At 41.0% G+C, this 26,575-nt stretch carries 16 protein-coding genes; 3 read left to right on the forward strand and 13 right to left on the reverse strand.

The window, feature by feature from the left end:
• Positions 1-2: 2 nt before the first annotated feature.
• The 7 genes from AB5443_RS11640 to AB5443_RS11670 all read right to left on the reverse strand — a co-directional run bounded on the left by AB5443_RS11640 (position 3) and on the right by AB5443_RS11670 (position 13,724).
• Complete coding sequence (locus tag AB5443_RS11640; RefSeq protein WP_368113391.1) at positions 3-1,730, reverse strand: DUF5108 domain-containing protein; 1,728 nt, start codon at positions 1,728-1,730, stop codon at positions 3-5.
• Positions 1,731-1,737: 7 nt separating this feature from the next.
• Positions 1,738-3,249 (reverse strand): RagB/SusD family nutrient uptake outer membrane protein, encoded by a 1,512-nt coding sequence (locus AB5443_RS11645; protein WP_307995176.1) that lies wholly within the window; start codon positions 3,247-3,249, stop codon positions 1,738-1,740.
• Positions 3,250-3,260: 11 nt separating this feature from the next.
• Positions 3,261-6,551, reverse strand: coding sequence for a SusC/RagA family TonB-linked outer membrane protein (locus AB5443_RS11650; RefSeq protein ID WP_277130315.1), 3,291 nt, complete (start codon positions 6,549-6,551; stop codon positions 3,261-3,263).
• Between the two features lie 20 nt (positions 6,552-6,571).
• A complete protein-coding gene (locus tag AB5443_RS11655) occupies positions 6,572-8,878 on the reverse strand; it encodes a fasciclin domain-containing protein (RefSeq protein ID WP_277130313.1) in 2,307 nt (768 codons plus the stop codon).
• A 300-nt stretch (positions 8,879-9,178) separates the two neighbouring features.
• Complete coding sequence (locus tag AB5443_RS11660) at positions 9,179-11,239, reverse strand: glycoside hydrolase family 2 TIM barrel-domain containing protein (protein WP_277130311.1); 2,061 nt, start codon at positions 11,237-11,239, stop codon at positions 9,179-9,181.
• A 4-nt stretch (positions 11,240-11,243) separates the two neighbouring features.
• A complete protein-coding gene (locus tag AB5443_RS11665) occupies positions 11,244-12,467 on the reverse strand; it encodes a glycoside hydrolase family 88 protein (protein WP_368113390.1) in 1,224 nt (407 codons plus the stop codon).
• A 39-nt stretch (positions 12,468-12,506) separates the two neighbouring features.
• Positions 12,507-13,724, reverse strand: a complete 1,218-nt coding sequence (locus AB5443_RS11670; RefSeq protein ID WP_368113389.1) for a DUF2264 domain-containing protein — start codon at positions 13,722-13,724, stop codon at positions 12,507-12,509.
• 284 nt (positions 13,725-14,008) lie between these two features.
• Here AB5443_RS11670 and AB5443_RS11675 point away from each other — a divergent pair, with 284 nt between their 5' ends.
• A complete protein-coding gene (locus AB5443_RS11675; protein WP_368113463.1) occupies positions 14,009-15,592 on the forward strand; it encodes a glycoside hydrolase family 28 protein in 1,584 nt (527 codons plus the stop codon).
• Positions 15,593-15,723: 131 nt separating this feature from the next.
• Here the strand turns inward: AB5443_RS11675 and AB5443_RS11680 are convergent, their stop codons facing one another.
• Together AB5443_RS11680 and AB5443_RS11685 are read right to left on the reverse strand one after the other, a co-directional pair.
• Positions 15,724-17,355, reverse strand: a complete 1,632-nt coding sequence (locus AB5443_RS11680) for a GDSL-type esterase/lipase family protein (protein ID WP_368113388.1) — start codon at positions 17,353-17,355, stop codon at positions 15,724-15,726.
• Positions 17,356-17,889: 534 nt separating this feature from the next.
• The gene (locus AB5443_RS11685; RefSeq protein WP_277130303.1) at positions 17,890-19,014 is read right to left on the reverse strand and encodes a glycoside hydrolase family 88 protein; all 1,125 of its coding nucleotides are present in this window, start codon (positions 19,012-19,014) and stop codon (positions 17,890-17,892) included.
• A gap of 250 nt (positions 19,015-19,264) precedes the next feature.
• On the opposite strand from AB5443_RS11685, the gene AB5443_RS11690 reads away from it, so the two are divergent.
• Positions 19,265-21,196 carry a rhamnogalacturonan lyase gene (locus AB5443_RS11690; protein ID WP_368113387.1) on the forward strand — a complete coding sequence of 644 codons (1,932 nt, stop codon included), beginning with the start codon at positions 19,265-19,267 and terminating at the stop codon, positions 21,194-21,196.
• 450 nt (positions 21,197-21,646) lie between these two features.
• On the opposite strand, the gene dprA is transcribed toward AB5443_RS11690, so the two are convergent.
• From dprA to AB5443_RS11705, 3 genes are read right to left on the reverse strand one after another with little or no spacing between them, the layout of a single operon-like run.
• Positions 21,647-22,771, reverse strand: a complete 1,125-nt coding sequence (dprA, locus tag AB5443_RS11695; RefSeq protein ID WP_073347133.1) for a DNA-processing protein DprA — start codon at positions 22,769-22,771, stop codon at positions 21,647-21,649.
• Positions 22,768-23,169, reverse strand: a complete 402-nt coding sequence (locus tag AB5443_RS11700) for a thioesterase family protein (protein ID WP_022138673.1) — start codon at positions 23,167-23,169, stop codon at positions 22,768-22,770. Before AB5443_RS11700 ends, dprA begins: the two co-directional genes overlap by 4 nt.
• 39 nt (positions 23,170-23,208) lie before the next feature.
• Positions 23,209-24,498, reverse strand: coding sequence for a peptidase U32 family protein (locus AB5443_RS11705; RefSeq protein ID WP_022138672.1), 1,290 nt, complete (start codon positions 24,496-24,498; stop codon positions 23,209-23,211).
• A 124-nt stretch (positions 24,499-24,622) separates the two neighbouring features.
• Here AB5443_RS11705 and dusB point away from each other — a divergent pair, with 124 nt between their 5' ends.
• Positions 24,623-25,624: a tRNA dihydrouridine synthase DusB gene (dusB, locus tag AB5443_RS11710; RefSeq protein ID WP_368113386.1), complete on the forward strand. Its 1,002-nt coding sequence runs from the start codon at positions 24,623-24,625 to the stop codon at positions 25,622-25,624.
• A gap of 124 nt (positions 25,625-25,748) precedes the next feature.
• Here dusB and AB5443_RS11715 read toward each other — a convergent pair.
• Positions 25,749-26,575: phosphatase PAP2 family protein (locus AB5443_RS11715; protein ID WP_368119607.1), on the reverse strand; the 827-nt coding region annotated here is incomplete at its 5' end.

Raw genomic sequence — 26,575 nt, forward strand, 5'->3', positions numbered from 1 at the left:
ACTTAATTAATAGGTTCGAATAATAGATAATCCAATTGCAAACGGAAGTTTTTATGTGTACTTGCTGCCGGATCCAAAACGACCAATTGTAATTTATGCGACCGGGTATCTGCAAATTCAAGTTCGCCAAACAATTCCACTGTATAGCAATTCAAAACATCCTCGGGAACAGAGGCATATATTGCCTTACTTACGGATTTACCCGGATCATCATCGAAGGTAAACGATGTACTTCCACCGTTACTTCCCTCAGACGAAACATCACCAGCCAATCGCATAAAATTCATAGAGCTCGCATAGGCAAATCCCAAAGTCACTTTATACTTGCCTTGCAAAATAGCAGGAGTTTCCATTGTCAGTGTCCCGTTATATCCCAAATTTATGCCTAACAGGTCATAGTTCAGCAAATTCCACCAATTATACTCTGCCTTGTCATTTGCCGTACGATATTCTAAGTTTTTCCAACCGGAGCTGATAGTTCCGGAAGGTCCCATTTCCATTTTATAACAAGAAACATACGACTCCGAAGAACTGGCCAATGCTGTAGCAAGTTCATTATCTCCGGACTTTTGCTGATATAATTGTCCATCTGCTCCATGAGAAGCGATATAGGAAGCCACTTCGGGGAAATCACAAAAATCGAAATAATAAGGTATCGGCTTTAATGTCTCGCAGACAGGCAGGTAACCGTCAATCTGATGTATATAGCCATTCTTTGCCTGTTCATCGGATTTATCTTCTATAAACCAAGCCTTATCATCACCACCATCAAAATTCAGATAATAGTCTCCATTCTCACTGGAAGTCATCAATAGTGCACTCAAGGCTCTTGTATTCCATAATTTCTTAGGCATTTCTTCATTATCGAAAGCTTTAAAAGCCGCAACTTTATAACTGCCGTTCAGAATATGGTATGCTATATATCTGTTTAATGCATTATTCTTGTCGGTATAGTCACTTCCCGCACCCAAATGAGAAGCCAGTTCTTCTACAGAAGAAATCCCATCTTCTTTATAAACAGCATCGGACACTGCCAATAACGTGAAATACCGTCGCACTTCCAACTGCCCCCCTGAAACGGAAGTGTTCGTTTCAGATACAATGCTCAATTCCTCTTTCCAACCCGTACGTTCAACAGCCTCACGGAATATACGGAATTCTTCATGACCGCACAAGCGCTCGTAAATCGTCTCAATGGCAGGACTCAAAACATCATCCAATACATAAACAAGCCCGTTAGCCGTAGAAATAGCAAACTCCTTTATACGTGCTTCCTTATTGATATAAACCGAATTAAATCCACCTTCTCCACTTTCATCAAAAGTAACTTCCAATACATCTCCCGAAAGGGTCTTGACCGGTAATTCTCCTCCTGCCAGGAAATCATCTCTTTGAATAGTATCATTCATAATATGATACTCTGCCAGGCCGCGTGCATAAGTCTGTCCCAGTTCTTCAATAGAAGAAACCCCTCTTTGAGTATAAAACCGGAACATGGCATCATTAGTCGGCGCCAATACAGTAAATGCATCTTCAGCCTGATTTACCGCATTAAACAAATCGGCATACTTCAACACCTTGACCCACTCGGAGAAATCCGCAGAACGATTCTCCAGATAAGATGCCGCAGGTTGTACATTATAGATCTGAAATGTCTTATCTTTATAAGGATCATCACAAGAATAGCAAATCACCAGTAACAACAGACAATATTTTATAATATTCTTCATAGTAGTATCAATTTGATGTTATATCATAATAAGGGTTTTGCACCAATAATGAGTTTCGTTCAATATCATCTTGCGGAACCGGTAAATACCATGACCATGTATTCTTTAACACCGAACGCAGCCATTTTGAACTTGTAGAGGCATTGTTGGCAACAATCAGCTCTATAAACTCACTCTGATATTTATAATCTTTCGATTTACCCAAACGAAGCAAATCATACCAGCGTTTACCTTCGGCGGCCAGTTCTATATCACGTTCCTGTAATACATAATGCAATACAGAAATCTCCGTCAGGTCATTGGGGTTCACATTCAATTCTGCTATATTGGCACGACTACGAACCTTATTAATCAAATCTATGGCAGCCTGAAAGTTAGCAGCACCTCCCTGCCATGCCAATGCCTCGGCTTTCATCAACAATATATCTGCCATCCGGTAAAGAATCCAGTTGGCATCTTGTTGGTCTCTGGTACCTGTCATCTGATAGCCGGCTCCCTGATATTTCCATATACAGAAATCCCGATAGGCACCCATATATGCGCGAACAGAAGCACCGTTGCTCACATAGTTTTCACTCCATAAACGCCCCCACATGTTTACTGAATATTGAAGTGGAGCCGATGTAGAATAAGTAAAATATGCAGACGGACTATTATCCACAGGCTGATTGTAAGTACGCACATCAAAATTCAATTCAAAAATCGATTCGTTACTATTTCCCGGATTAAAGATAGTGAACCATTGTTCAGAATCTGCCATAAATGCCGGACGATGAGCTGAAGTAGAATTGATCAACAAATCGGCATATTCAACACATCCCGCATAATCCTCACTCCAAAGGCATACATCTGCCATTAACGCATACAACGCCCATTTGGTGACACGTCCTTTGGTTGCTCCCGCCCATGTATCATCATCATAGAATTCCTTGGCTGCTCCTGAATCCAATGCCTTTTTTATATCTTCCTTGATTTGAGCAACAATTGCTTCTTCCGAAGATTTGGCTACATTGAACGGATAAGAGTCCGTAACATAAGGTTCCAATATCAGCGGGGCCTCCTTGTAATTACGTACCAATGTAAAATTGACCCATGCACGCATAAAATATGCCTCTGCCATGTGCGAATTCATTGCTGCTTCCGTATAAGTTTCATCTTGTGCATGTACTTCGGGCGCATATTTCAGTATGGAATTCGCAATATTCAATACTTGATAAAAAGTAGCCCATCTGCACAACTTCGATGAAGCAACCAGCTGGAAATTCTGCAATTTCTGCTGGTCTGAACCACTGTATGCGTAAACGGAACCTCCACGCAGTTCTCCCCAATAAATCAAAGAAGGAACAGTATTACGCATATACGAGTATCCTTGCGCAAGCACTTCTGCAACTTGTTCTTTCGTTTTCCAATAGTCGGGTGCCACCTGCTCATTCTTCGGCAGTACATCCAACCAGTCATTACAGCCGGTATTTAACAAACCGACTCCGGCAATAGCCAAACATATCAATATCTTTTTCATATTACCTTGTATTAGAAATTCAGATTAATACCAAAAGAAAATCTTATAGAAACAGGTGTCGTAGCCGTATCTTCCGCCAAATCCGTAGGTTTGGTTGGAATACTCACTTCCGGATCTTGCCCCGTATAGTTTGTCCACGTAAACAAGTTATAACCTGTGGCAAAGCAACTTAATGTATTTATTCCCAATCTATTGCATATTTTTTTAGGAAATGCATAATTCAATGTCAGGGTTTTCAGACGGACAAACGAAGCATCTTCCACAAAACGGTCTGACCCTAAATAGTTGTATCCTTCTTTATACAAAGCACGTGGAATATCTGTCACATCCCCCTCATTTCTCCAACGTCTCAGAACTGCCGTACTCTGATTATCATCATTATACATGGCTTCGTTATTCATACGGGCAATATTTACAATTGATTGTCCGAAACGTCCGTGGAAAAATGCGTTCAAAGATACTTGTTTATATTTGATAGTCAATCCGGCACCACCCGTCAACACCGGGTTGTAATTTCCCAGATATACAATATCATACTGATTGATCACACCGTCATGATTGATATCTTCATATATGGCATCTCCTGGCTGACAAGCCTTGGTCAGGTTTTTCATGACAATAGGCTTGCCGTGTACATCATTCATAATATTGCCCGATGCATCACGCGCGTAAGTCGCATCCTTATCTTTATACACTCCCAAATAGCGATAACCATAAAAAGCACCAACCGGTTGACCTGCCTCTACACGCGCAGCATATTCACCATTATTCGGAGCATAGGTCTCCTGTGCCATATTGCCAGGCAATTCAGTAATCTTGTTCTCATTACGGCTGAAGTTTACATAACCACTAACCTGCCAGTCTTTATTTTTCCAAAGAACAGCATCTGCACGAAACTCCCACCCTTTATTCTGCATTTTTCCGGAATTATAATATCTCATTGAACCAAAACCGGTAGAAGAAGGTAGCCCATAATTAGACTGTAACAGGTCTTTAACATATCTCTGATAATAATCAAATGTAAACCTCAAACGTCCGCCAAATAACATAACATCCGCCCCATAATTATATTCAGTAGAAGTTTCCCAATGTAAATCGTCCAATTGCATGCGTTCAGGCTTCGTCCCTGCCATATTCATATAGTTATCACCTTTGATATAAGCTCCCAAATAAACAGAAGTACCACTCGGAGCACGCCCACTCTGCCCGACACTGATACGTATCTTAGCTTCATCTAACCAACGATCTCTAGCTGCTTCCAAGAAAGGTTCATTTTGAAGATTCCAGGCAATACCTGCTGCCGGGAAATAACCCATTCTTTTATTGCGTCCCATGGCCGAGTTCCCTTCGGCATTAAGAGAAGCATGCATTACATAACGATCCAACAACGTATAGTTCAACAACCCGATAAACGATACACTGCGAGTTTCCGCTTCACTGGAGTTCATACCAGCACTTCCCTCCAAAACAGCCGTACCTGTAGTAGGATCTGACAAGCCGGAAGAGGCATTACCATAGGTAGAACTCAGATAACTAGTACTCACCTTTTGGGAAGTACGTACCAAAGCATTGGCTATCAAATTATGTTTCTCATTCCAATTTTTGATATACATCAGTTTATTTTCGGTTTGAAGTACCAATTGATCCGAATAAGAATCTACACTTTGATTAGCATATTCGCTATTCTGAGCCACTCCGGTTACTACCTGAGGCAAAAAACGACGTGTTTTAGTCGTACGCATATTGATAGAAGCCCAACCTTTATACGTAAATCCCGGTAAAATCCTATAATCTGCATCAAACCTAATTTTAGCCTCCCGCTGCATAGTGTTATTAACCGCCTCATTTACCATAGCTACCGGATTAAAGTTTTGCGAATTCTTACCGGCGCCTCCTTTAAAAGAGCCTTCAAAATCAGGGTCATGATAAGTAAAATAATCCCCAGTCATCAATCCGGTCCTTCTATCTATTGTAAAAGGAGATTTATTCGGCATCTTACTCAACGCCTCTGCCCGGACATTCTTAGCCCAGTTTGCATCTTGATCGGATTGTGAATAAGAAAAATTTGCACCAAACTTTAATTTGTTAGAAAACTGATAATCAACATTCAACGAGGTATTCAAACGCTTCAACGATGTACCAATTGTAGTTCCGTCGTCACTCATATATCCTAATGAAAAACGATAAGTCGCCTTTTCACCACCACCACTCATAGAGAAGTTATTATCAGAAGTCAAGGCTGTCTGACATACATAGTCCAGCCAGTTAGTATCCTGATTATATTCATTAAAATACTGAAAGCCCGGAGTATATCCTATTACCGGTGTATTAAAAAGCAAATTCAAATAAGGATTCGATGCATTATCCAGTCCGGTATATTTAGCTGAATTCCAGATACCTTCCTGCATTAAAGCTGTATACTCATCTCCATTCAACATAGGAATATTCTTAGGCTCTATCTTAGTGGTCCATTTGGAAGAGAAAGAAAAACGAGTTTTTCCTACTGTACCCTTCTTGGTGGTAATCACTAAAACTCCATTTGCTCCCTGTGTTCCCCAAATAGCCGTAGCAGAAGCATCCTTCAACACTTCAACTGTCGCTATATCGTTGGGAGAAAGATTCAAAAGAGCACCCAAATCTTCTTCATTAGCAGTAGAGAAGTCAAAATCATCACTGATATCTGTCGGATAAGGTACACCATCAATTACAATCAAAGGATCGGCAGACGCATTCAAGGTTCCTGTACCACGGATTCGAATAGAACTGCGGGTACCCGGATCACCTCCTAAAGTAATATCCACACCCCCCAATTGCCCTTGCAGTGCCTCCTCGACAGAAACAACCGGTGCTGTAGCTACCAGATCATCCATATTTACCTTCTGAGTAGCTGAAATCATCTCTTTATTGGTAATACCCAAATCATTTCTTTCTATACGTTTTGCTGAAACGACTACCTCATCCACAGTTTTTGACTCTGATTCCATGCGGATATTCAAGTTGGTCTGACCTGTGTATTTAACCCTTTGGGTTTTCATCCCGATATAAGAGAAAACAATGGTCAAGTTATTTTCCCCTTCCGGAATCTTCACGTTATATTGACCGTTCAGATTAGTAATAGATCCACCCAGAGAACGGTTTTGTGCATTGACAATATTCACATTAACTCCAACTAACGGATCAGCCGTCTTTCCTATCAACTCTGTGACCGTACCCGACATTACTTTCTGTGCCTGAGCTACGACCTCCCCTACACAACATAGAAGCAAGGTCATTGATACACATATTAATTTAAATTGTTTCATAATTTTAGATATTCAGTTTATTAAAAAACAGAGTCTATTAAGTGGAAACCTCCATCATTATACGCAAACGGGAAATAGTAATAAGTCGGAACCACGGAACATGCACGACTTGTTCCATCCAATTGAACGGACAAGGTTTCTCCATTATCTATATAAATTATATTATTATCATTGGCATTACGATAAGTACCTGTTTTCCACGTAGTAGAACCGATATACGGACAACTGGTTACTTCCGGAGCATATCTCGTAATCAAGAAGTAATTTTTCAGATATTTCTTTAACACTTGCGGTTCAAACGTCCCTTCCAATACTGGTTCTGCTTGAGAAAGATCAACAGAAGCGTTTTTCACACCCGGAATTTTACCTTCAGCCATTGCCTGCACCAATACTTCATTAGTCGGAATGAAAGCAATAGCTCTACCTTGAAAATCCGGTAGGTCCGTACCATTAACCATTCCTGCCTGTTTCAACAACTGAGCAAATACGAAATATGGATATTTAGATTCAACACAAGTAGCCAGCGCTGCTTTCATTCCTCTATAATTTTCTCCGGCATCCGCACCATCAATATCAAATAATCCTCTATTTGATTTATATACATATGATTTGCCATTACTCCAAGGTTCGCCATTATTAGTTATTTCCTCCAATGGCGAGAAAAGGGAAGAGAAATCATTGCCGGACATTCCCAATACTCCGTTGAAAATAGCATTTGTTGTTATCTCTCCATCTTTGATAAACCAATAAGTAGATGCGTTTTGGCTGGTATAAACTTTAGTTCCATGAGCAGGAATTGCAACTTCACCACTAACAGTATGAACATTGATTAAACGTTGCAATTTAGCAGTTCCGACTGGCCCCATACCCGATTCTGTTTCTGCCGGTTCCATCAATGCATATGTTCCGGAAGTTGTTTTCAACACTTCCATTTCATTCGCTTTGAAAGTCGCGTCATCAGGAATTAACATTGTATATTTAGTGGCTAAAGAACTATAGGTCTTCAATAGTCCTTCAGCACCATCCAAAGCATACAGGAAACAACGATAATCTTTGTGAGAAAAAGCTGGTCCGATTACAGAGTTAAATATCGGCGGCGTATCAATTTCGTCCAAGCCATAAAAACTTCCATTCACACAAATACTTTTATCCTTCACATTATACGGGTCAAAATTATAAGAAGTACCGTAATCGTTCGTAATCTTTTGAACTTCATCCGGAAAAACAATAGCTCCGCTATATATATACTGAAGAATCAGAATTTTTATAATCAAAGGATCTACATCTTCTAAATAATTGTAGCCATTTTGCTTCCAGAAACGGGTGAAGAATTCCTCTAACGCCTTATTAGTCGGCGCAAATACACTATAAGACTCAGAAGCCAGTGTAGGAATTAACCGATAATTAGAAACAGGCCACTCCAAAGCAATATTAGGCAGACCGCTGGCTTCGTGCTTGAAAAGATACAGTTTATCCACTCCCATTCCTTTGGCAAAATCAGCCGTCAGTTGCTCATCATATGTAAAAGTACTGAAGGAATTATAGAAATCCAGGAATTTCGAATACTCCTTCTTGTCCTTCATTATAGTATAAATGGTTTCCAAAGGCTCCAATACCTGATTGATCGCATAAATATATCCATTATTAGCGATAATCTGGTAATCGTTTACACTTGCATTGGAAACATTGAATCCTGCATCACCTGTCCAAACGGAAGCCGGATAGAAATACTCATAATTCTTTTTGGCATCAATCCCTTTGGATGCAAACATGTGATGAGAGAAGACCGGAACAAAACGTTCCAAATGATATACCGTCACTAATTCATTAGTAGCAGGATCAACTCCTAATGAAGCAGGACTGGAACTGCGAGTTCTAAATTTATAATACATACCTGGTTGCAAACCGGTATCTTCCTCTTCGTCCACAATATCACTTGTCGGACGATAATTTTCCAAATCACTTTTATTATAAGAGTAATAAACCAAATGGAAACCTATCAACTTTTCAAGGTCATCTACCGGTATATCTCTCACAGAGGCATAACCCTCCTTTTCCAAATAAACGGTAAAGGCATCATTATCCGGTGCCATAACCGTAGCAAGCCCCTTACCTTCCAAAACAGGCCGAAATCCCGCCAATTCGGCTGCTTCAAGGAAAATAGAGTATCTTCCCTCATACTCATTGGCAAGAACTTCCCATGCGCTTCCTTTCAACCATGCCGGCTTTTCATAATGCTCATCCATCTTGTTCTCACATGAAAACAGAAAAGACGAAAGGAACAATAACAACAGCAAATGCTGCATACTATTCATCACATTTCTCATAATATTAAATATATTAAATTAACCTATCGGCAGAACTAAAATAACAGAATTTTAATTAGCACAATAGACCTATTATTAATTTCTCTGGAACAAATGTAGGAGATTTGCATATAAAGAACCTTAATTACTGTACATTTACATGTATTCTAATTCAAAATGCACAGCCAACTATATACAAGCCCTTTTTCCGTACTACAAGACAAAATGCCAATACATTAATACATATCATAACCATCATTGACCGGCAATAAAAAAACTACGGAAAAGTTCCCGTAGTTTTTTTATTGCCAGTCAATGAATCTATTTAATGTAATACCATTCACAAGAATCCGAAAGGTTTTCCTTTCCGTTCTTTCCTTCTACACGAACCGTATTGCGTCCCTCATCCAGCTTTATATCTTTCCATATCACACGATGCATCTCATCCGGTTTCATCGTCCCTATCTTTTTACCATTAATATAAAGAGTGACCTCCTTTAAATTAGTAAACACCTTAATATCTGTCTGCGGATTATTACGCTTGACAAAACGACGACTTGTAATATAAACCATAGGTTCCGGATTCCAGTTGGCTTTATAAAAATAGAAAGCATCCTTTTTAACTTTCCGGTCTTGTGTTATCAGTCCCTTGTCATTATATCCATCTTCTTCACCTTCCTGACGCATGTAAGACGGAAAATCGGCAAAAACCCAAATAAACTTCGCCCATAGATAAGGACGTTTCATAAATGACTCCCAGTTACCTTCATGGCAGAATGTCTGTGCTTCTTCGGGATGAAAATGACTGTCTGCACGATCTTCCATAGAAAGCGGCCATTGATGATGATTAATACTTGCTCCACCACCATATTCAGAAACGCCTACCGGTATTCCTTGAGAACTATTTTTGCAATCATCAAAAAACTTGGAAGCGGAAGGGGCTGCATCTTTATACCATCCAAAATATTTGTTCCATGCAATTAAATCCGAACATCCTAAATAATAAGACTGATCCACACAAGTAGCCAAAGCGGTAAGGCGGGAAGTGTCAATGGACTTATACAGCCCATTCAACTCCTTGATAAAAGGAATCGGATTATCATACTCCACAAATCTTTTTCCATCACTTACCAATATCTCATTACATATACCCCAAAAACAAATAGAAGGGTGGTTGAATTTCTGATAAACCAACTCTTTTACCGCCAGACGGGCATTATCTTTAAATCCTTCCGTATCCACCAAACCGGTAAATGCCTGTCCCCCAGGACCACACATAGGTATCTCCGTCCAAAGAATAATTCCATTTTCATCCGACAAATCATACATTGGCTCAGCATGTGGATAATGAGCAAGGCGCATAGCTGTCGCTCCGGATTCCTTGATTAGTTCCATATCCATTTTATAATCTTCCGGCAACAAGGCACTAGCTCTCCCAACCGCATCCTCATGGCGGCAAAAACCATAAAGATTCAGATAATTACCGTTCAAAAAGAAACCTTTCTCATGATCAACAGAAAAATAGCGGAATCCCGTACGTTGTACCATTCTATCCACCAATTGATTACCATCATATAGTTCTACAGTCACGGTATATAGATAAGGATTCTTTTTGCCCTCCCAAAGTACAGGACGTTCCACCTGTATAGGCTGTCTTACAATATCACCGGAAATACCGGTTTCATTGCTGGCAACGATTTTATTATTTGCATCTGCAATGGTTGTTTTAAGTTTCAAGCCCTGCTTTTTATTCTTCAGCGAAAGATGAGTTTCCACATTTATGCCGGCTGTTTCTCTGGAAATATTCTCTTGATGAATAAACACACCGGGAGAAGCATAAAACAAGGGAGTTATACAATCCTGTCCGGTTATAATCAAATGACAGGGACGATGAATACCACCATTTACATTGAAGTCACCGCTAATAGGCAAAACATCCGTACGATAAGCATTACTTGCCCAAACTTCCAGCAAATTCTCACCTTTTTTCACCTGATCGGTTATTTCCAAACAGAAAGCGGTATATCCGCCTAAATGTTCACCAATCGTCCGGCGGTTCAAAAACACTTGAGCAGCAGAATTCACTCCTTCAAAATAAAGAAAAAGACGTTTGCCATCCATCTCCTCCGTCACCTCCAGCGGGCGTTGGTATACCACCGTCTTGCGTTCGTATAAAGTAGTTCCCTCGATATAACTCGTATTCCATGTATGAGGAATAGTCACCGGGGTGAACGGAGCCTTCCGGTTCACAGTCGTAATCGGTCTGCACTCCCATCCTTCATCCAGCGTAAACACCTTACGAGGAGAGGTTTCTTGTGCAAATAACCCGTTATTAATCATCCCCAGACAGGCCAAGCACAAAATCAGTAATCTCTTCTTCATATTATTATTTTCTTATTTCAACACCTACTTTTTCTTTCAATATATCCTTTTTATATCGAAGCAAAGCTTCTACATAATAATAATCCGCATAAGTCAAAGGCACATCAACTTCTCTATTTTTCGGTTTATTGCCAACTGAATGTTTTAGGATAAAATTACAATTCGTTCCAGGTTCAGCCAAATATTCAGGCGAAGTCAATGTCTTGAGCTGGGTTTCTGCCACCGCCAGACATTCCTTTGAGAAACGTCCTTTTGTATACCGGCTCAATTCAATCAAAGCAGAAGCTATCACAGCACCGGCAGATGCATCGCGCGGTGTAGCGGGTATATCCGGATCATCAAAATCCCAATAAGGAATCTTATCTTCCGGCAACTGCGGATGTGCCATAATAAAACGTGCAACATGAATAGCCTGACCCAGATATTTCTTTTGCTTTGTTTCACGATACATCATTGTATAGCCATACAATGCCCAAGCCTGTCCGCGCGACCAGTCCGAATCATCCGCATATCCCTGATACGTACATTTTGCTTCCGGCTGTCCTGTAATGGTATCATACGAAACAACATGGTAGCAACTATAATCGGGACGGAAATGATGCTTCATTGTCACGTCTGCATGAGAACGTGCCATCTCTCCGAATTTGGTTTGTTCCGAATTTTGAGATGCCCACAACAATAACTCCAGATTCATCATATTGTCAATAATCACCGGATATTGCCAAGGTTTTCTATTCCAGGACTTAATGCAACCCACTGTCGGATTGAAACGGGTGCTCAGAGACTGCGCGCCTTGCAAAAGTACTTTCTTATAATCATCATTCCCCGTCAAACGCCAACCATTGCCAAAGCTACAATAAAGAATAAAACCAACATCATGGTTATTAGTCGTAAACTGTTCTTTCTCTACGCGTTTCGTGTAATTCTCGGCATACTGTTTCAAAGAGTCATCCCCACTCGCTTCATACAAATACCATAATACTCCCGGAAAAAAGCCACTTGTCCAGGCACCTGCATTTGACGTAGTAAATACATTCCTCTTACCAATCGTACGTGGAAGTTTGTCATTCTGGTCTATTAAACTCTCTGCCATCTTCTTTGACTGCACGGTAGCCGCATCAAGCCCTTTATCTATAACAGCACGCATTTCTTTCACATCATTTTTGCCTGATGCAAAACTGCCAAATGTAAGAAAGAGAGAAGCAACGATTAAAAAATTTATTTTCATAACTCGATTTATTATTTTTCATATACTAAAAAAAAGTGCTTAATCACGCAATGCATGGTCTACATCAACAATTGTATCACCTCCCCAAATTTTGAGTGATGTCCATTTTTCGGGCTTTCCGCTCCAAAACTCATCCGTCGGTTCAAGTCCCAAAGGTAAAAAAGCCAAAGTACACATATACAAACTTCCTGTCGATACATATTTCTCTGCCAGTCGCGGTTGATGACCACAGAAACCTAATGTGAGCCAACCGTCCTTATCAAATGTTCCCTTCACTAACTGACGTTTCATCACCTGCGTCAAAGCACAACGCACTTGAGCCGGTTTAATATTCTTTGGTAACTTCTTCATTAAAGAAACTTGAGCCAGTGCCTGAAAAGCACCCAGACGATAGGCGATGGAACGTCCGACAGGGGGGTATGTACCATCCGGCCCGATCATCCTTTCCAATTGTTCCGCAAAACGGACAAAACGTTTCAATTGGGCATCATAAAAATCAGCTCCTTCCACTCCACGTCGTCTCATGACATCCAATACATCCATTATCATTGGCTGAATAACAAAACTATTATAATAGTCCATATGCAGACGGCGTCCGTCACCATACCAGCCATCTCCCTTATACCATTCTTTATGTTTCTGCAAAGCATAATTGATGGGCTTCATATTACATTCTCCTGTAAATTCCAGCAAAGCAGCCTCAATCGTAGCAGAAAACATCAGCCAATTTTTGTCGGGAGCCTTAAAACGTCGGGAAGCTTTGAATTCCTTAACCAATCTTTGCTGGGTTATAGTATCCAGACGGGGCCATATCTGATCTTTTGACCGGAGTAATCCTTCAGCCACATAAGCAGCATCAACAAGTTTCTGATTGTAAGGCCTGTCGAAAGGCATATAATCGGGAGATTCCGGATCGACGGCATTAGTTAGTGACTTTACCACCAGATCTATATATTCAGCACGTAACTTTCCTTCTTCCGTTTCATCAACCGGCAAATTCAGCCACGGCGCAATTCCGGCAAACGAACGTCCTAATGCTTCCAAGTGGGTTACTTCTTTTCTGTCATTACCTGTATTCAATCCATCGCGCGTTTCTACCGGCATATTTTTCCTTAATGTATTCCGGCTTAAATTCGTGTAAATGGGTTCCACCATTTTAATCATTGTTTTCACCCAATATTCACGATCTCCATCCGATTTGGAGAAAGCAAAAATCGGAAACAATAGTAAACATAAAAAAAGAGCTGTTCTATTCATGGTCATTTCTATTAATATTTTCCTGGTTAACTTATAGCTTTATCTTCTCGTTTTTACATCGACAAAAGTAGCGAACCCGGACATTCAAACCTTGTAATACAATACAAATAAATGGAATTAAATTCTATATACGGCAAAAGCGTACAAGAAAATAGGTATTTGTACAGAGCTACAAATTTGAGTCTATATAAACCTCTTTCTTTGTAACCAGAAATATTTTTAATTTTAATATCATGAGAATTTCGTATAAACCGTATTTACTTCCTACTCTGATATTCAGCTTTATGTTTCTATCTTGCAAATCACATGCAGAATTAGAAACTATAATCACAGTTGAACAGGTCGGAGCAGCAGCCACACCGGATAGGATCATACCCATTGAAGGAGCACCTTTTGAGATTCCACAACTGAAAAGACCTATTTTCCCGGATTTTACTATTAATATAGGAGAGAAAGGAGCAAAAACAGATGTTCCTATTACTTCTATTGTAAATCAAACAATTGAAGAAGTTTCCCAAAAAGGTGGCGGAACCGTTATCATACCTAAAGGAAAATGGAAATCCGGACGCATCGTTCTAAAAAGTAATGTCAACCTGCATCTTGCAGAAGGTTCGGAAATTGAATTTCCGGGGAATGCGGAAGATTATTTGCCTGCCGTGTTCACCCGGCACGAAGGAATCGAGATCATGGGCTCCGGTTCATTCATCTATGCCAACGGTGAAGATAATATAGCCATTACAGGAAAAGGAGTTATTTACGGTCCCTCACTGGACGCCGAAATCAGACAGCGCCCTAATGGTAATACAGTGGTAGAAAAAGATATTCTGGATAATGCTCCGGTAGAAAAAAGAGTATTCGATGGTATGGACGGAAGAGGCTTCTATAAGCCTAAAACTATATCTCCGATTAACTGCACCAATGTTTTGATCGAAGGAATCACGATGGAACGCAGTACTTTCTGGAATGTTTGCCCGATTTATTGTGAGAATGTAATTATACGGGGAATTACTGTAAATTCAATAGGAATCCCCAGTGGTGACGGCATAGACATTGAATCCTGCAAGAATGTTCTTATAGAGTATTGCACGTTGAACTGCGGAGACGATTGCTTCACATTGAAAGCAGGACGTGCAGAGGACGGATTACGGGTCGGGAAACCTACAGAAAATGTCGTAATCCGCTACTCTTTGGCTCAACAAGGTCATGGTGGTGTTACTTGCGGAAGCGAGACTGCCGGTGGTGTTAAAAATGTATATGTCCACGATTGTGTTTTTGAAGGTACTCAAATCGGTATACGCTTTAAAACACGCCGTAACCGCGCAGGTGGAGTTAATGATGCTTTATATGAGAAAATCCGCATGATTAATGTAGGAGAAGCATTCAAATGGGATTTACTGGGCAGCAAACGTTATGTAGGAGAACTTGCCGAACGCTATCCGCCAAGAGCTATCAATAAACTGACTCCGACTATTAAGGATATTCACATCAAGAACTTCATTGTTGAATCAGCCGAGAAAATTCTAAGCGTAAACGGGATTCCTGAAATTCCATGTAGCAACGTACTTATAGAAAACGGAAAAATTAATAGTAAAAAACTAATTGGTGCTTTAAACGATGTAGACGGATTTACTTTCAGGAATCTGAACATTTACGCGGAAGATAATAAAATCAATATATTGGACGGCCGGAATATTTTATTCGATGACGTAACCTTTGCTGTTCCACACGGGGAAATACTCACAAACATCAAAGGAGACAAATCACAAAATATCATTATTCAAAACGGAGAATCCCGGACAGAATGTTCTATGGAGAAACCGATTAAAGTGGAAAAACTTAGCCAAGTCTTGCCAAAATCCAAGAAATAGATTCAATAGGTATAATAGCAATATAAAAGTTTTGATTAGTTAGTTTAAGATAAGGCTGTCTTTTTGAGACAGCCTTATCTTTTATGATTTTATTAAAGTCCCGGATAATCCAAACCTATTAATTTTAATATCTATTTTTGATATAAGATCTTAGAAAGTATTTTTGATGCTACAATCTCCTGTCCGGGTTCCGCCATGTGCACACCATCTTTGGCATAGTAATCAAGTACTCCCAGCAGGGGCTGATGAATATCAACAACATCAAAACCTTGCTTTAAAGCCACAGTCTCAAGTTCCGGTACCAAACGTGCCAATCTCTTGCCTGAATCCTGATATTTGGGGCTAACATTTTCATCTCTCAAAGGTGGCGGAGTCACATAAATAAATTTGGTCTTGCCACTCCTACACAACTTATGCTTCTTAATTTTAGCCAAAAGAACTTTTAGATTTTCTGAAACCTCCCCTTGTCTTGAATCAAACATTTTTTTAGAATCATTTGTACCCAAGCATACGATAATATAATCATAATGCTTCTTCTCAACCTGCGCCTTATCCAAGTATGAGTCTATATTTTTGAGTGCATTAAGACGCTCTCTTCCATTATTATCAAACCCGATCGTCCTACCACTCTCCGAGAGATTAACAATACAGGATTCGGGCATCATCTGTTTCAATTGATCTACCCATCCACCTTTATTGTAACCATTCGAGTCTCCAATAGCCAATATATTATATTTCAAATCTGCCACAATATGATTATAAGGCAGCAAACTTAATGCTTGAGGAATCTGCTCATGCCTTCCTTCAAAAACCGTCAATTGTATATTTTCATATTTACGGAGTAAATGAACTTTGCGGTCGTATAACATCGGATTCTTCTCATATTCAGGATTCATGCGCTTTCCTAAAAGTCCAAGCATTTCTTCAGGGGATATCAGATCGGAATCCGACAAAGATTTCTTCATAATTTCTTTCATGTCCGAACTGCCATATTTCAACTCTCCAACCAGCCTATTATACATACTTAGAGAATGAGTGATAGGAACAGAACCTTTATAACCGTCATGGATACCTGTGTATATATACAGCTTCGAGTTCTTTCGCTTCTCTATCGGAAAATCTTGTCTCAAAGGCGAGCGAAGGATAGCGGTTTCTTTATTAAAAGTCTTTTTATCAAAAGATACAACACTTAGAATATCTTCCGCATATCTCGACCCTCTTCCTACACATTCCCAATACCAGGCTTCAATATCTGAAATTGGAACCCATGCGGAGAATGATTTCACAGGATATTCTATATTCATGAAGGCGGCCAACGTAGCAAAGCCACCTCCTGATACCCCTATTATATGTACCTCCTCAGGATTAGCATTAGTATGCTTCAATGCATACTGAATGGCATCTTCAATATCTGCCAAAGCCAATGGGCTCCCCATTGACGAAGGTGTCCTGTTAGCTCCTCTGAAATCAGGATGAATATAGTTCCAGTCGCGAGCCAGTATCTCTTTAGTCAAAGGATCTGTCTGGTTATAATAACCGCTCCAGGTATGCAGACTTACAATCAAAGGCTGTGATGTCTTGCTAGTCGACTTGTACATAAATGCCTTCTGCACTTCTCCATCTTTTGTGGAAGGAATCTCCACCTTTTCAAATGCCGGATTCCATTGACGTTTCGAGGTATTGTCCCATGCCGGTTCTGTTTGTGCAAAAAGTGAGGCAAAGGAACTGATGCATAAGAATAATATAAATACAATCTTTCTCATGGTTATTTTATTTTTTGAATTCTATGTGGTAAAAGTAGGATATTTGGAGGGGTTAAGTATGTAATAGTATACAAATGAATAGAATTATATACCGTCAAGAACGAAAAATACACAATACAACATGTATTTGTACCGGGCAACAAGTTTAAACCTATATAAGTCCCTTACTTTACAGTCGAAAATATTTTAATATAGAAATCACAAGATCACTGTTGATAATAAGTAATACTTAAAAAATAAGTTAGTACAGTTTTCATTATGAACACCATTAATTGTCAGGTATTAATAATTATCACAACAGATGTTAATAGTTGCCACGGCAGTTATTAATGATTGGCACATAGCACATTAACTTTCGAGTTGTTGGATACGTATATCCATTGTGGTAGCTATCGGAAGAAAAAGTAATGGCAAATGCCCCATTTTTGCATACCATTAAATTGGACATAGAAAATAGAAGAAGTGGAAAACATACTATTATAAAATCGCCCTAAAAGTTTCTAATCAAACTCTTAGGGCGATTTCAGCTTCTTATCAATCTAATTTATACACTTCAGTACCCGCCAACAAAAAGCACCCTACCCCATAATCTTCAAAATCGGGCACGCTCTTATAAGTCACAGGCTGACTGTCTTTAGGTTCTTTGCCACTTCCCTGCACATATCCCAAGAAGCCATCGGGATGTATACACTCTTTGACAATCGCATTCCAAGCTTTGAGGACCACAGGCAAATATTCCTGTTTATTCAAAATGCCGTTCCGTATTCCCCACGCCATACCATATATAAACAAGGAAGTTCCCGAAGTCTCTTTTCCACCATAATTGGACTCATCATGCAAGCTCACATTCCAGAAACCATCTTCACGCTGACAAGCTTTTAAAGCTTTGCTCATTGCCAGAAAATCGGTTAAATAATTCTGCTGGTGAGACTCATCAGCAGGAATCTCATTCAATACCCTTGTCAGGGCTGCATAGACCCATCCGTTTCCTCTACTCCAAAAGCAATTCTTTCCATTGGGTTCTTTATACGGGGGAACAAAATTAGCATCTCTCCACCATAATCCCTCTTTTTGATTAAATAACCCATTACCACCGATATTATTCCGCGAACAGGAATACATCTGCCACATCTTATCATAATATTTCTGTTCACCGGTCAGTTTCCCCAACTGTGCAAAAATAGGCATTCCCATCTGAATGGCATCGATCCAAGTCCAATCATTCACTTGCGGAGTGTTGACTAACATATCCATCGATGCCTTTATATTTTTTATTTTCGCAGGATCGGGAGAAATCTTGTATAATTCGATATATGCCTGTCCACAACAGTGGTCATCCGCATTACGGGTGATATTACCACCACGCATCCCCCATTTATGAAAATCGGCCCAGTCGTAGGCATAGTCGTAATAATCCGAACGAGGATAGATAGCATGCAGAGCCATCAAACCCTCATAATAGACACCTCGTGTCCATATATTGCTGGGCCTGAATTTACCGACATAACTGGGACGGGTATAATCCGCATACTTCTTCATGAAATAATCATTTACCTTGATAATGGTTTTCAACGTCTCTTTCCGGTCGGGAAGAGATTGGGCCGGAAGTGAACTCCATCCGGACAAAAGTAACAAAACAACCAGTATTTGTTTTCTCATGGATATAAGTTTAATTATTGATAAATTTATTCTTTGATACAAAAGTAGGGGTAAGCTTCCATGTCTAAATAGAGAGCAGTACTAATCCATTGACTACAATTCAAATATGCCGGAAACAATAATATAGACAGCCCAAGAAGTAATATTTTCCATGTTTTTGTATATTTGTCTAGTTAATGCTAATTATAAATGCCGTCCTTTGTATGTCCTTTTATAATCGGGACATACATAAACATTAATAAAAAGGAAAATGAGAAACGCAGTATTTTATTCCATCCTTATCATAGGATTCCTCACTTCAGGAATGATTTCCGCGCAGGGAAAGCAACGCCAGATGGAAGCATTGGACAGAGAACTAGTAGCAGTAAAAACGGACGGCGGTGTCTTTATCAGCTGGCGCTTGTCAGGCAATGAAAGAGATGCAGCTTTCAATGTCTACAAAAACGGGAAACTGTTCAAATCCTTATCTGCCGGAGAAGCGACCAGCCTAACTGACAGTTCAGGAAAACCGAGTGATAAATATGTGGTGAGAACCATTGTGAATGGTAAAGAGACTTCTTCTTCCAAAGAAGTGACACCTTGGGCAGAAGAATTCTTGACCATCCGGATGAATCGTCCGCAAGGCGGAACAACTCCTCCGGGTGTCACTTATGTCAGGGCCAAGCACCCGCCTGTGATACAGGAGTATCCGGAAGGGCAAGCATATACGTATGTTCCGGGTGATTGCAGCGTAGGTGATTTGGACGGAGACGGGGAATATGAAATCATTGTAAAATGGAACCCTTCCAACCAAGCCGACAACTCCTTCTCCGGTGTGACAGGGCCTGTATATCTGGATGCTTATAAACTAAACGGAAAACAATTATGGAGAATTGATTTAGGAAAAAATATCCGTGCCGGTTCCCACTACACCCAATTTATGGTATATGACTTTGATGGTGATGGTAAAGCAGAATTGGTTTGTAAAACAGCACCGGGAACAATGGACGGAAAAGGAAAAAAAATATTCCTCGGTACGGATGACCCGGAAAAAGACTGGAGAAATCTCGAGATGAACCATAAGACTTGCGGTTATATTCTTGAGGGACCGGAATATCTTACCATTTTCAGCGGTGAGACAGGGGAAGAACTTCACACTATACCTTATGAAGTAGAACGCGGAGAAGTCAGTTCGTGGGGGGACAGCTATGGTAATCGTGTAGACCGTTTTCTCGCCTGTGTAGCTTATCTGGACGGAATGCACCCAAGTGTTGTCATGTGTCGCGGTTATTACGCAAAAACAACATTAGTGGCATATGATTTCATCAATGGTAAACTAGTCAAACGCTGGAAGCATATCTCTGACATGAAAGGTGAAGGAGCATACGGACAGGGAAATCATAATCTGTCGGTAGCCGATGTAGACGGCGACGGTTGTGACGAAATTATTTATGGTTCCTGTGCTATCAACAACGACGGAACATTACTTTACCGCACCGGACTAGGACATGGTGATGCCATGCATGTAGCCAATCTTGACCCTGACCGTCCGGGATATCAGGTGTGGGAAGTACATGAGGAAAAAGAGGCCTGCCAAACTTATGGTTATGAAATGCATGATGCACGAACCGGAGAAATCCTTTGGGGCGGTCCAACCAAAGGAGATAACGGACGCGGCTTGGCAGCAGACATTGACCCCAATCATCGTGGATTTGAAATGTGGAGTTCCGGTGTGCCGGGAGTATATAATTGCAAAGGGGAAAAGATTTCAGATAATAAACCCGGCATCAGTTTCCGTGTATATTGGGACGGTGACTTACAAGATGAAATACTGAACGGTACGAACCTTTCCAAATGGAACGGGAATAAAGCTGTAACTATCCATACGTTTCCCGGTGCAATGCATTGTAACGGTACAAAACGAACTCCTAATGTCAGTGCCGACCTATTCGGTGACTGGCGGGAAGAAGTTGTCTTCTATGATGCTAATGATCCAAGTAAACTACGTATATATACCACAACTATTCCTACAGAACACCGACTGTATACATTGATGCACGACCCTGTGTATCGTTTGGGAATTGCCTGGCAAAATACCGGATATAACCAACCACCACATTTGGGGTTCTATATCGGAGACGGATTGGAGAATATTCCGTGGCCGGAGATGTATACACCGAAATCTGGCCGGTTCGGGAAATAAAAAAATACCCACAAAAATCCACCCATAACCAATTAATATTCAACATAATACAGAACCGTTTTTTCCTTTAAAAGGAACACCTCGTTGGTTTTAAAGGAAGGCAGCCTTGGTTTTAAACCAACGGAGTGTTCCTTTTAAACCAATGAAGTGGTGCTTTTTCAGTGCTTATTCAAGCATATTTTTCCAAGATACAGCCTATTGTCCGATAGTAATAGATTACTTCCGGATTTATACGGATAGAATCAACAAAAAGTGCCACAGAAACATATCGTGTCCGATAACAGTGAAAATCAGTGAAAGAAATCAAAAGAGAAACAAATACAAAAGAATTATTTGGAAATTAATTCACGAAGACATACATTTGTCATGTGATTTTTTTCATAGTATTAGATTTAAGGTTAACAAAGGTTGGAGCAAGGCGTTGCTCCTTTTTTTATGCCTATACGCGCGCTAAGCCAGTAATTGGTACATTCCCCCTGCCAGTACACGAACCACTCCTTTCATTTCCAGTTCAAAAAGAATAGCATTCAGCTTATGTACAGGAATATCCGCTTCTACCACGAGAGAGTTGATTTGCAGGTTTCCCTGTTTTTCCAAGATAGTAACTATTTTCTGTTCCTCATCAGACAGTTCGAGGAAAAGGCTACGTTGTACATTTACTTTTTCGGAAGGGGTTACCGGCATATTCCAGCCTATTGCCTGCACAAAATCTTCGGCAGATAACAGCAAAGAGGCCCTGTTGTCCCTGATTAGCAGATTACATCCTTTTGAATATTCATCATTCACACGACCGGGAAAGGCAAAGCAATCACGGTGATAGCTTTCAGCAAGTTCCGCTGTAATCAGCGAACCGCCTTTCTCTGCCGATTCAATGACAATTGTAGCATCACACATACCGGCAACAATACGGTTACGGCTTACAAAATTATGACGGTCGGGATTGGTGCCGGACATAAACTCGGTAAGCAGCCCGCCTCTTTCAAGCATATCGACAGCCGTTTTCCGATGAACATAAGGATAGATACGATCCAAGCCATGTGCAAGGACACCTACCGTAGGGAGTTCATTAGCCAATGCTTCACGGTGTGCATGGATATCAATCCCATAAGCAAGCCCGCTGACCACCAATACGTCAGGACAAAGCGTTTTCAAATCCCGCAAGAAAGAAGCACAGAGTTGAGTTCCATAATCCGTAGCATTGCGGGTTCCTACCATATTAATGATATGAAGGGAATTTAAATCGGTATTTCCTTTAAAGAAAAGAACGACAGGAGCGTCCTCACACTCCCGCAAACGGGAAGGGTAAGCCTCATCATGAAAAGTAAGACATGAAATCCGGTTCTTCCGGACAAATTCGTATTCCTGTTCAGCACGTGCAATAGCCTGTGGACAGTCCAATGCTTCCACAACCCGCCTACTTATTTCAGGAATACGTTCCGGCAGTTCTTTGCGCAACCGGAAAACATCAACGGCATTATCCATTCCGTCGATAAGGTGTTTCGCCCCAATATGCCCGATACCGGGCACCATTGTCAGGGCGATGCTATAAATTTGTTCTTCTTCGGAGCTGTTCATTTCAAGTAAGGAGCAAAGACGTTGTCAAACAATTCGCTGTCACTCAAACGTCCATTTACTACACATACCGTTTCAACAGTGGATTTCACTACTACTTTATTATCACTTTTGCGGAAGATATCCTGATAGAACACGTATTTGATACCTTCTTTCTTCATATATAGCTTGGATACAAATTCGTCCCCACTCTTCAGCGGAGTTTTGAAAGCCATATTGATACGCGCCACTACCGGGTCTACGCCCTGCTCGTGAAGTGCCGCAAAGCTCACGCCTACCGAAGTCAGGAATTCATGGCGTGTATGTTCCAGATAATGCTGATAATTGGCATTGTTCACGATGCCCTGAAGGTCGCATTCATAATCGCGTACCTTCATTTCCAATTCATAAATATAGTCCATTCAAATTGAGAATTAAAAATTGAAATTTAGAAACAGCGGTTATCCTCTTTTCTGTTCGATATCAAGCCCTTTGAATCTCTTTAATTCTTCGGTGGATACCAGTTTGTACAATTTATCACTCGGACGTATCTTGTCCGACTTCATAGAGAAGTGTTCTCCTTTCTTTACCGTCTGCACCGGTTTCAAGTCAACACGCGCTTCATCCAAAGTCATGAAAACCGCACCGGTAGTCGGGCCTGTAATCAGCAATTTATCACCGACACTCACTTCGGCAGCTTCTACCAGGAATTCAGAGACACCGATGTTGGAATAGTATTTAATGCCTTTACCCACATAGATTTTGCGTTCCGTTGCGGCAGAGCCATAATTGCGGGTCCATTCTCCCAAACGTTGCCCCAGATAATATCCATCCCAAAAACCACGATTGAAAACAGTTTTCAGACGTTCATCCCAAGCTGCAATCTTTTCATCGGTAAATGTACCTTCCAGATAAGCTTTAATGGCTTCTTTATAACATTCCACCACCGTACGCACATATTCAGGGCCACGGGCACGACCTTCAATCTTGAATACACGCACGCCTGCATCCAGCATCTTGTTCATAAAGTGGATGGTTTTCAGGTCTTTCGGCGACATGATATATTCATTATCAATATCGAGTTCTACGTCTGTCTCCTTATCACGGACAGTATAAGAGCGACGGCATACCTGCATACAAGCACCCCGGTTGGCGGAATGGTTCATCTCATGCAGGGAAAGATAGCACTTGCCGGACACTGCCATACACAATGCCCCGTGGCAGAACATCTCGATACGAATCTGTTCGCCACTCGGCCCGCAGATATGCTCTTCCTGTATCTGGCGGTAAATCTCCGATACCTGCTCCAAGTTCAACTCGCGGGCTAATACCACCACATCGGCAAATTGCGCATAGAATTTCAAGGCTTCCGCATTGGAAATATTCAACTGGGTGGAAAGATGCACTTCCTGCCCTATCTGACGGGCATAGTTCATCACCGCTACATCAGCCGCAATCACAGCCGAAATCCCCGCTTCCTTAGCTGCATCAACAATGGTGTGCATCAAAGGAATATCTTTATCATAGATAATGGTGTTGACCGTCAGATAACTTTTCATCCCGTGTTCATCGCACGTACGGGCGATTTCCCGCAAATCATCAATCGTGAATGTGTTGGCCGAACGGGCACGCATATTCAAATTTTCTATACCGAAATAGATAGAATCGGCGCCTGCCTGAATGGCCGCGGCAAGGGATTCGCGCGAACCGACAGGAGCCATTATTTCAAAATCTTTCAAACTAAGACTCATAGAATATATACTTATTTGTATCAGTTAAGCAAATGAATGCGTACAAAGGTAGGCTTTTTTCCGTATTTTTGCAGCGAAAACAAGAAGTTACTTCAATCATAAACAGTAAATAGCAAAATCATATATGAAGATTAACCATATAGACTTGGGTGAACACCCCATCCTGCTCGCTCCCATGGAAGATGTGACAGATCCGGCTTTCCGCCTGATGTGTAAAAAGTTCGGAGCAGACATGGTATATACAGAATTCGTATCGAGCGATGCGCTCATCCGTGCCGTCAGCAAGACTGCGCAGAAACTGAGTATCAGTAATGAAGAACGCCCTGTCGCCATCCAGATATACGGAAAAGATACGGAAACAATGGTAGAAGCTGCCAAAATCGTGGAAGAGGCACAGCCTGATATTTTAGATATTAATTTCGGATGCCCGGTGAAAAGAGTAGCCGGAAAAGGGGCAGGAGCAGGAATGTTACAGAATATTCCTAAAATGCTGGAGATTACCCGTGCCGTGGCAGATGCTGTGAAGATACCTGTGACAGTGAAAACCCGTTTGGGATGGGATGCAAATAACAAGATTATCGTGGATTTGGCGGAACAGTTGCAGGACTGTGGTATTGCAGCCTTGACCATACACGGTCGTACACGGGCACAGATGTACACCGGAGAAGCAGACTGGACACTGATAGGCGAAGTGAAAAACAATCCGCGAATGCATATTCCCATCATTGGCAACGGAGATGTGACTACCCCCCAACGCTGCAAGGAGTGTTTTGACCGTTACGGAGTAGATGCTGTAATGATTGGTCGTGCCAGCTTTGGTCGTCCGTGGATATTCAAAGAAATGAAACATTATTTGGAGACAGGTGAGGAACTGCCACCACTAAGCTTTGATTGGTGCATGGATGTTCTTCGTCAGGAAGTGATTGACAGTGTAAATTTGCTCGATGAACGTAGAGGTATCCTGCACGTGCGCCGCCACTTGGCTGCAAGTCCTTTATTCAAAGGGATACCAAACTTCCGGGATACCCGCATTGCAATGCTCCGTGCAGAAACCAAGGAAGAACTGTTCCGGATATTTGAAACGATTTCCGAAAGGATGAATTCTTCGACCATAGCAGATAATTAGCAGATAATTAAATGCACACAGATAAGTTGCATTTTGGGGGTTCACTGTTTTCACCGCTATCAACAGTTCATGTTCTACTTATGCGAATCAGTAATTGAAAACAAATTCTCATTCATTTCCGCACCTATTTGAACATCGGCTGCGCAAACCACTTCTTAAACATCCAAGTTGCCACCACATACAACAGAAATGCGGAGAAGAATCCTACGATAGCATCAATGACATAATGCGCCTGAATATACACGGTAGCTCCACAAAGTAACATATAGAAAGGAATCAAGCAGATAAATAACCTCTTACTTCCACGCCAGGCCATAATCATCAGAATGGTAGAAATGCCGACATGTGAACTTGGGAATGCCGCTGTAGGGCGCTCGCCTACTTGCTGCGAACCTTCCACCAGGTTATAAAAGAACCCGTGCTGATATCCCGGCCCGGGAAGCAATTCCTGATGGTGATTGAAATAATCACCGATAGCAGGGAAAATCCCTTTAGATACATTATCAAATCCAATGGCAGGAAAGTAGAATTGAGGGCCTGCAACGGGAACAAAGATATAAATCAGATAATATATAAAGAAAGAAGTGACAAGCACAAAGGACATCTTTTCAAACCACTCGAACTTATAGATGAAATAGAACAACGCCACAATCAACATCATCGGATAATAGAAGAAATATCCCATATTAAATGCTTCACTGACCAAAAGATGCGGGAATGTATGACAGAACCAGATGGCAGGTTGCCCGTTGAAAATAAACTGTTCGGCGGTAGCAAAGATATGATCCAAATTGGGAAAGAAGCGGTTGAACTCAAAAGTATCCGGATACCAATAGGAAAGCAGACTCATCTGAATGACAATACGTACAAACGCCGAAAACTTACAAGGAGCGAGACGATAAAGATACATCAGCAGGAAAGTCATCGCAGCAATCATAGCCCTATCCAGCA

Origin of the sequence: Bacteroides sp. RTP21281st1_H5_RTP21281_210402 (assembly GCF_040918965.1) — a bacterium.
Lineage (GTDB): Bacteria > Bacteroidota > Bacteroidia > Bacteroidales > Bacteroidaceae > Bacteroides > Bacteroides congonensis.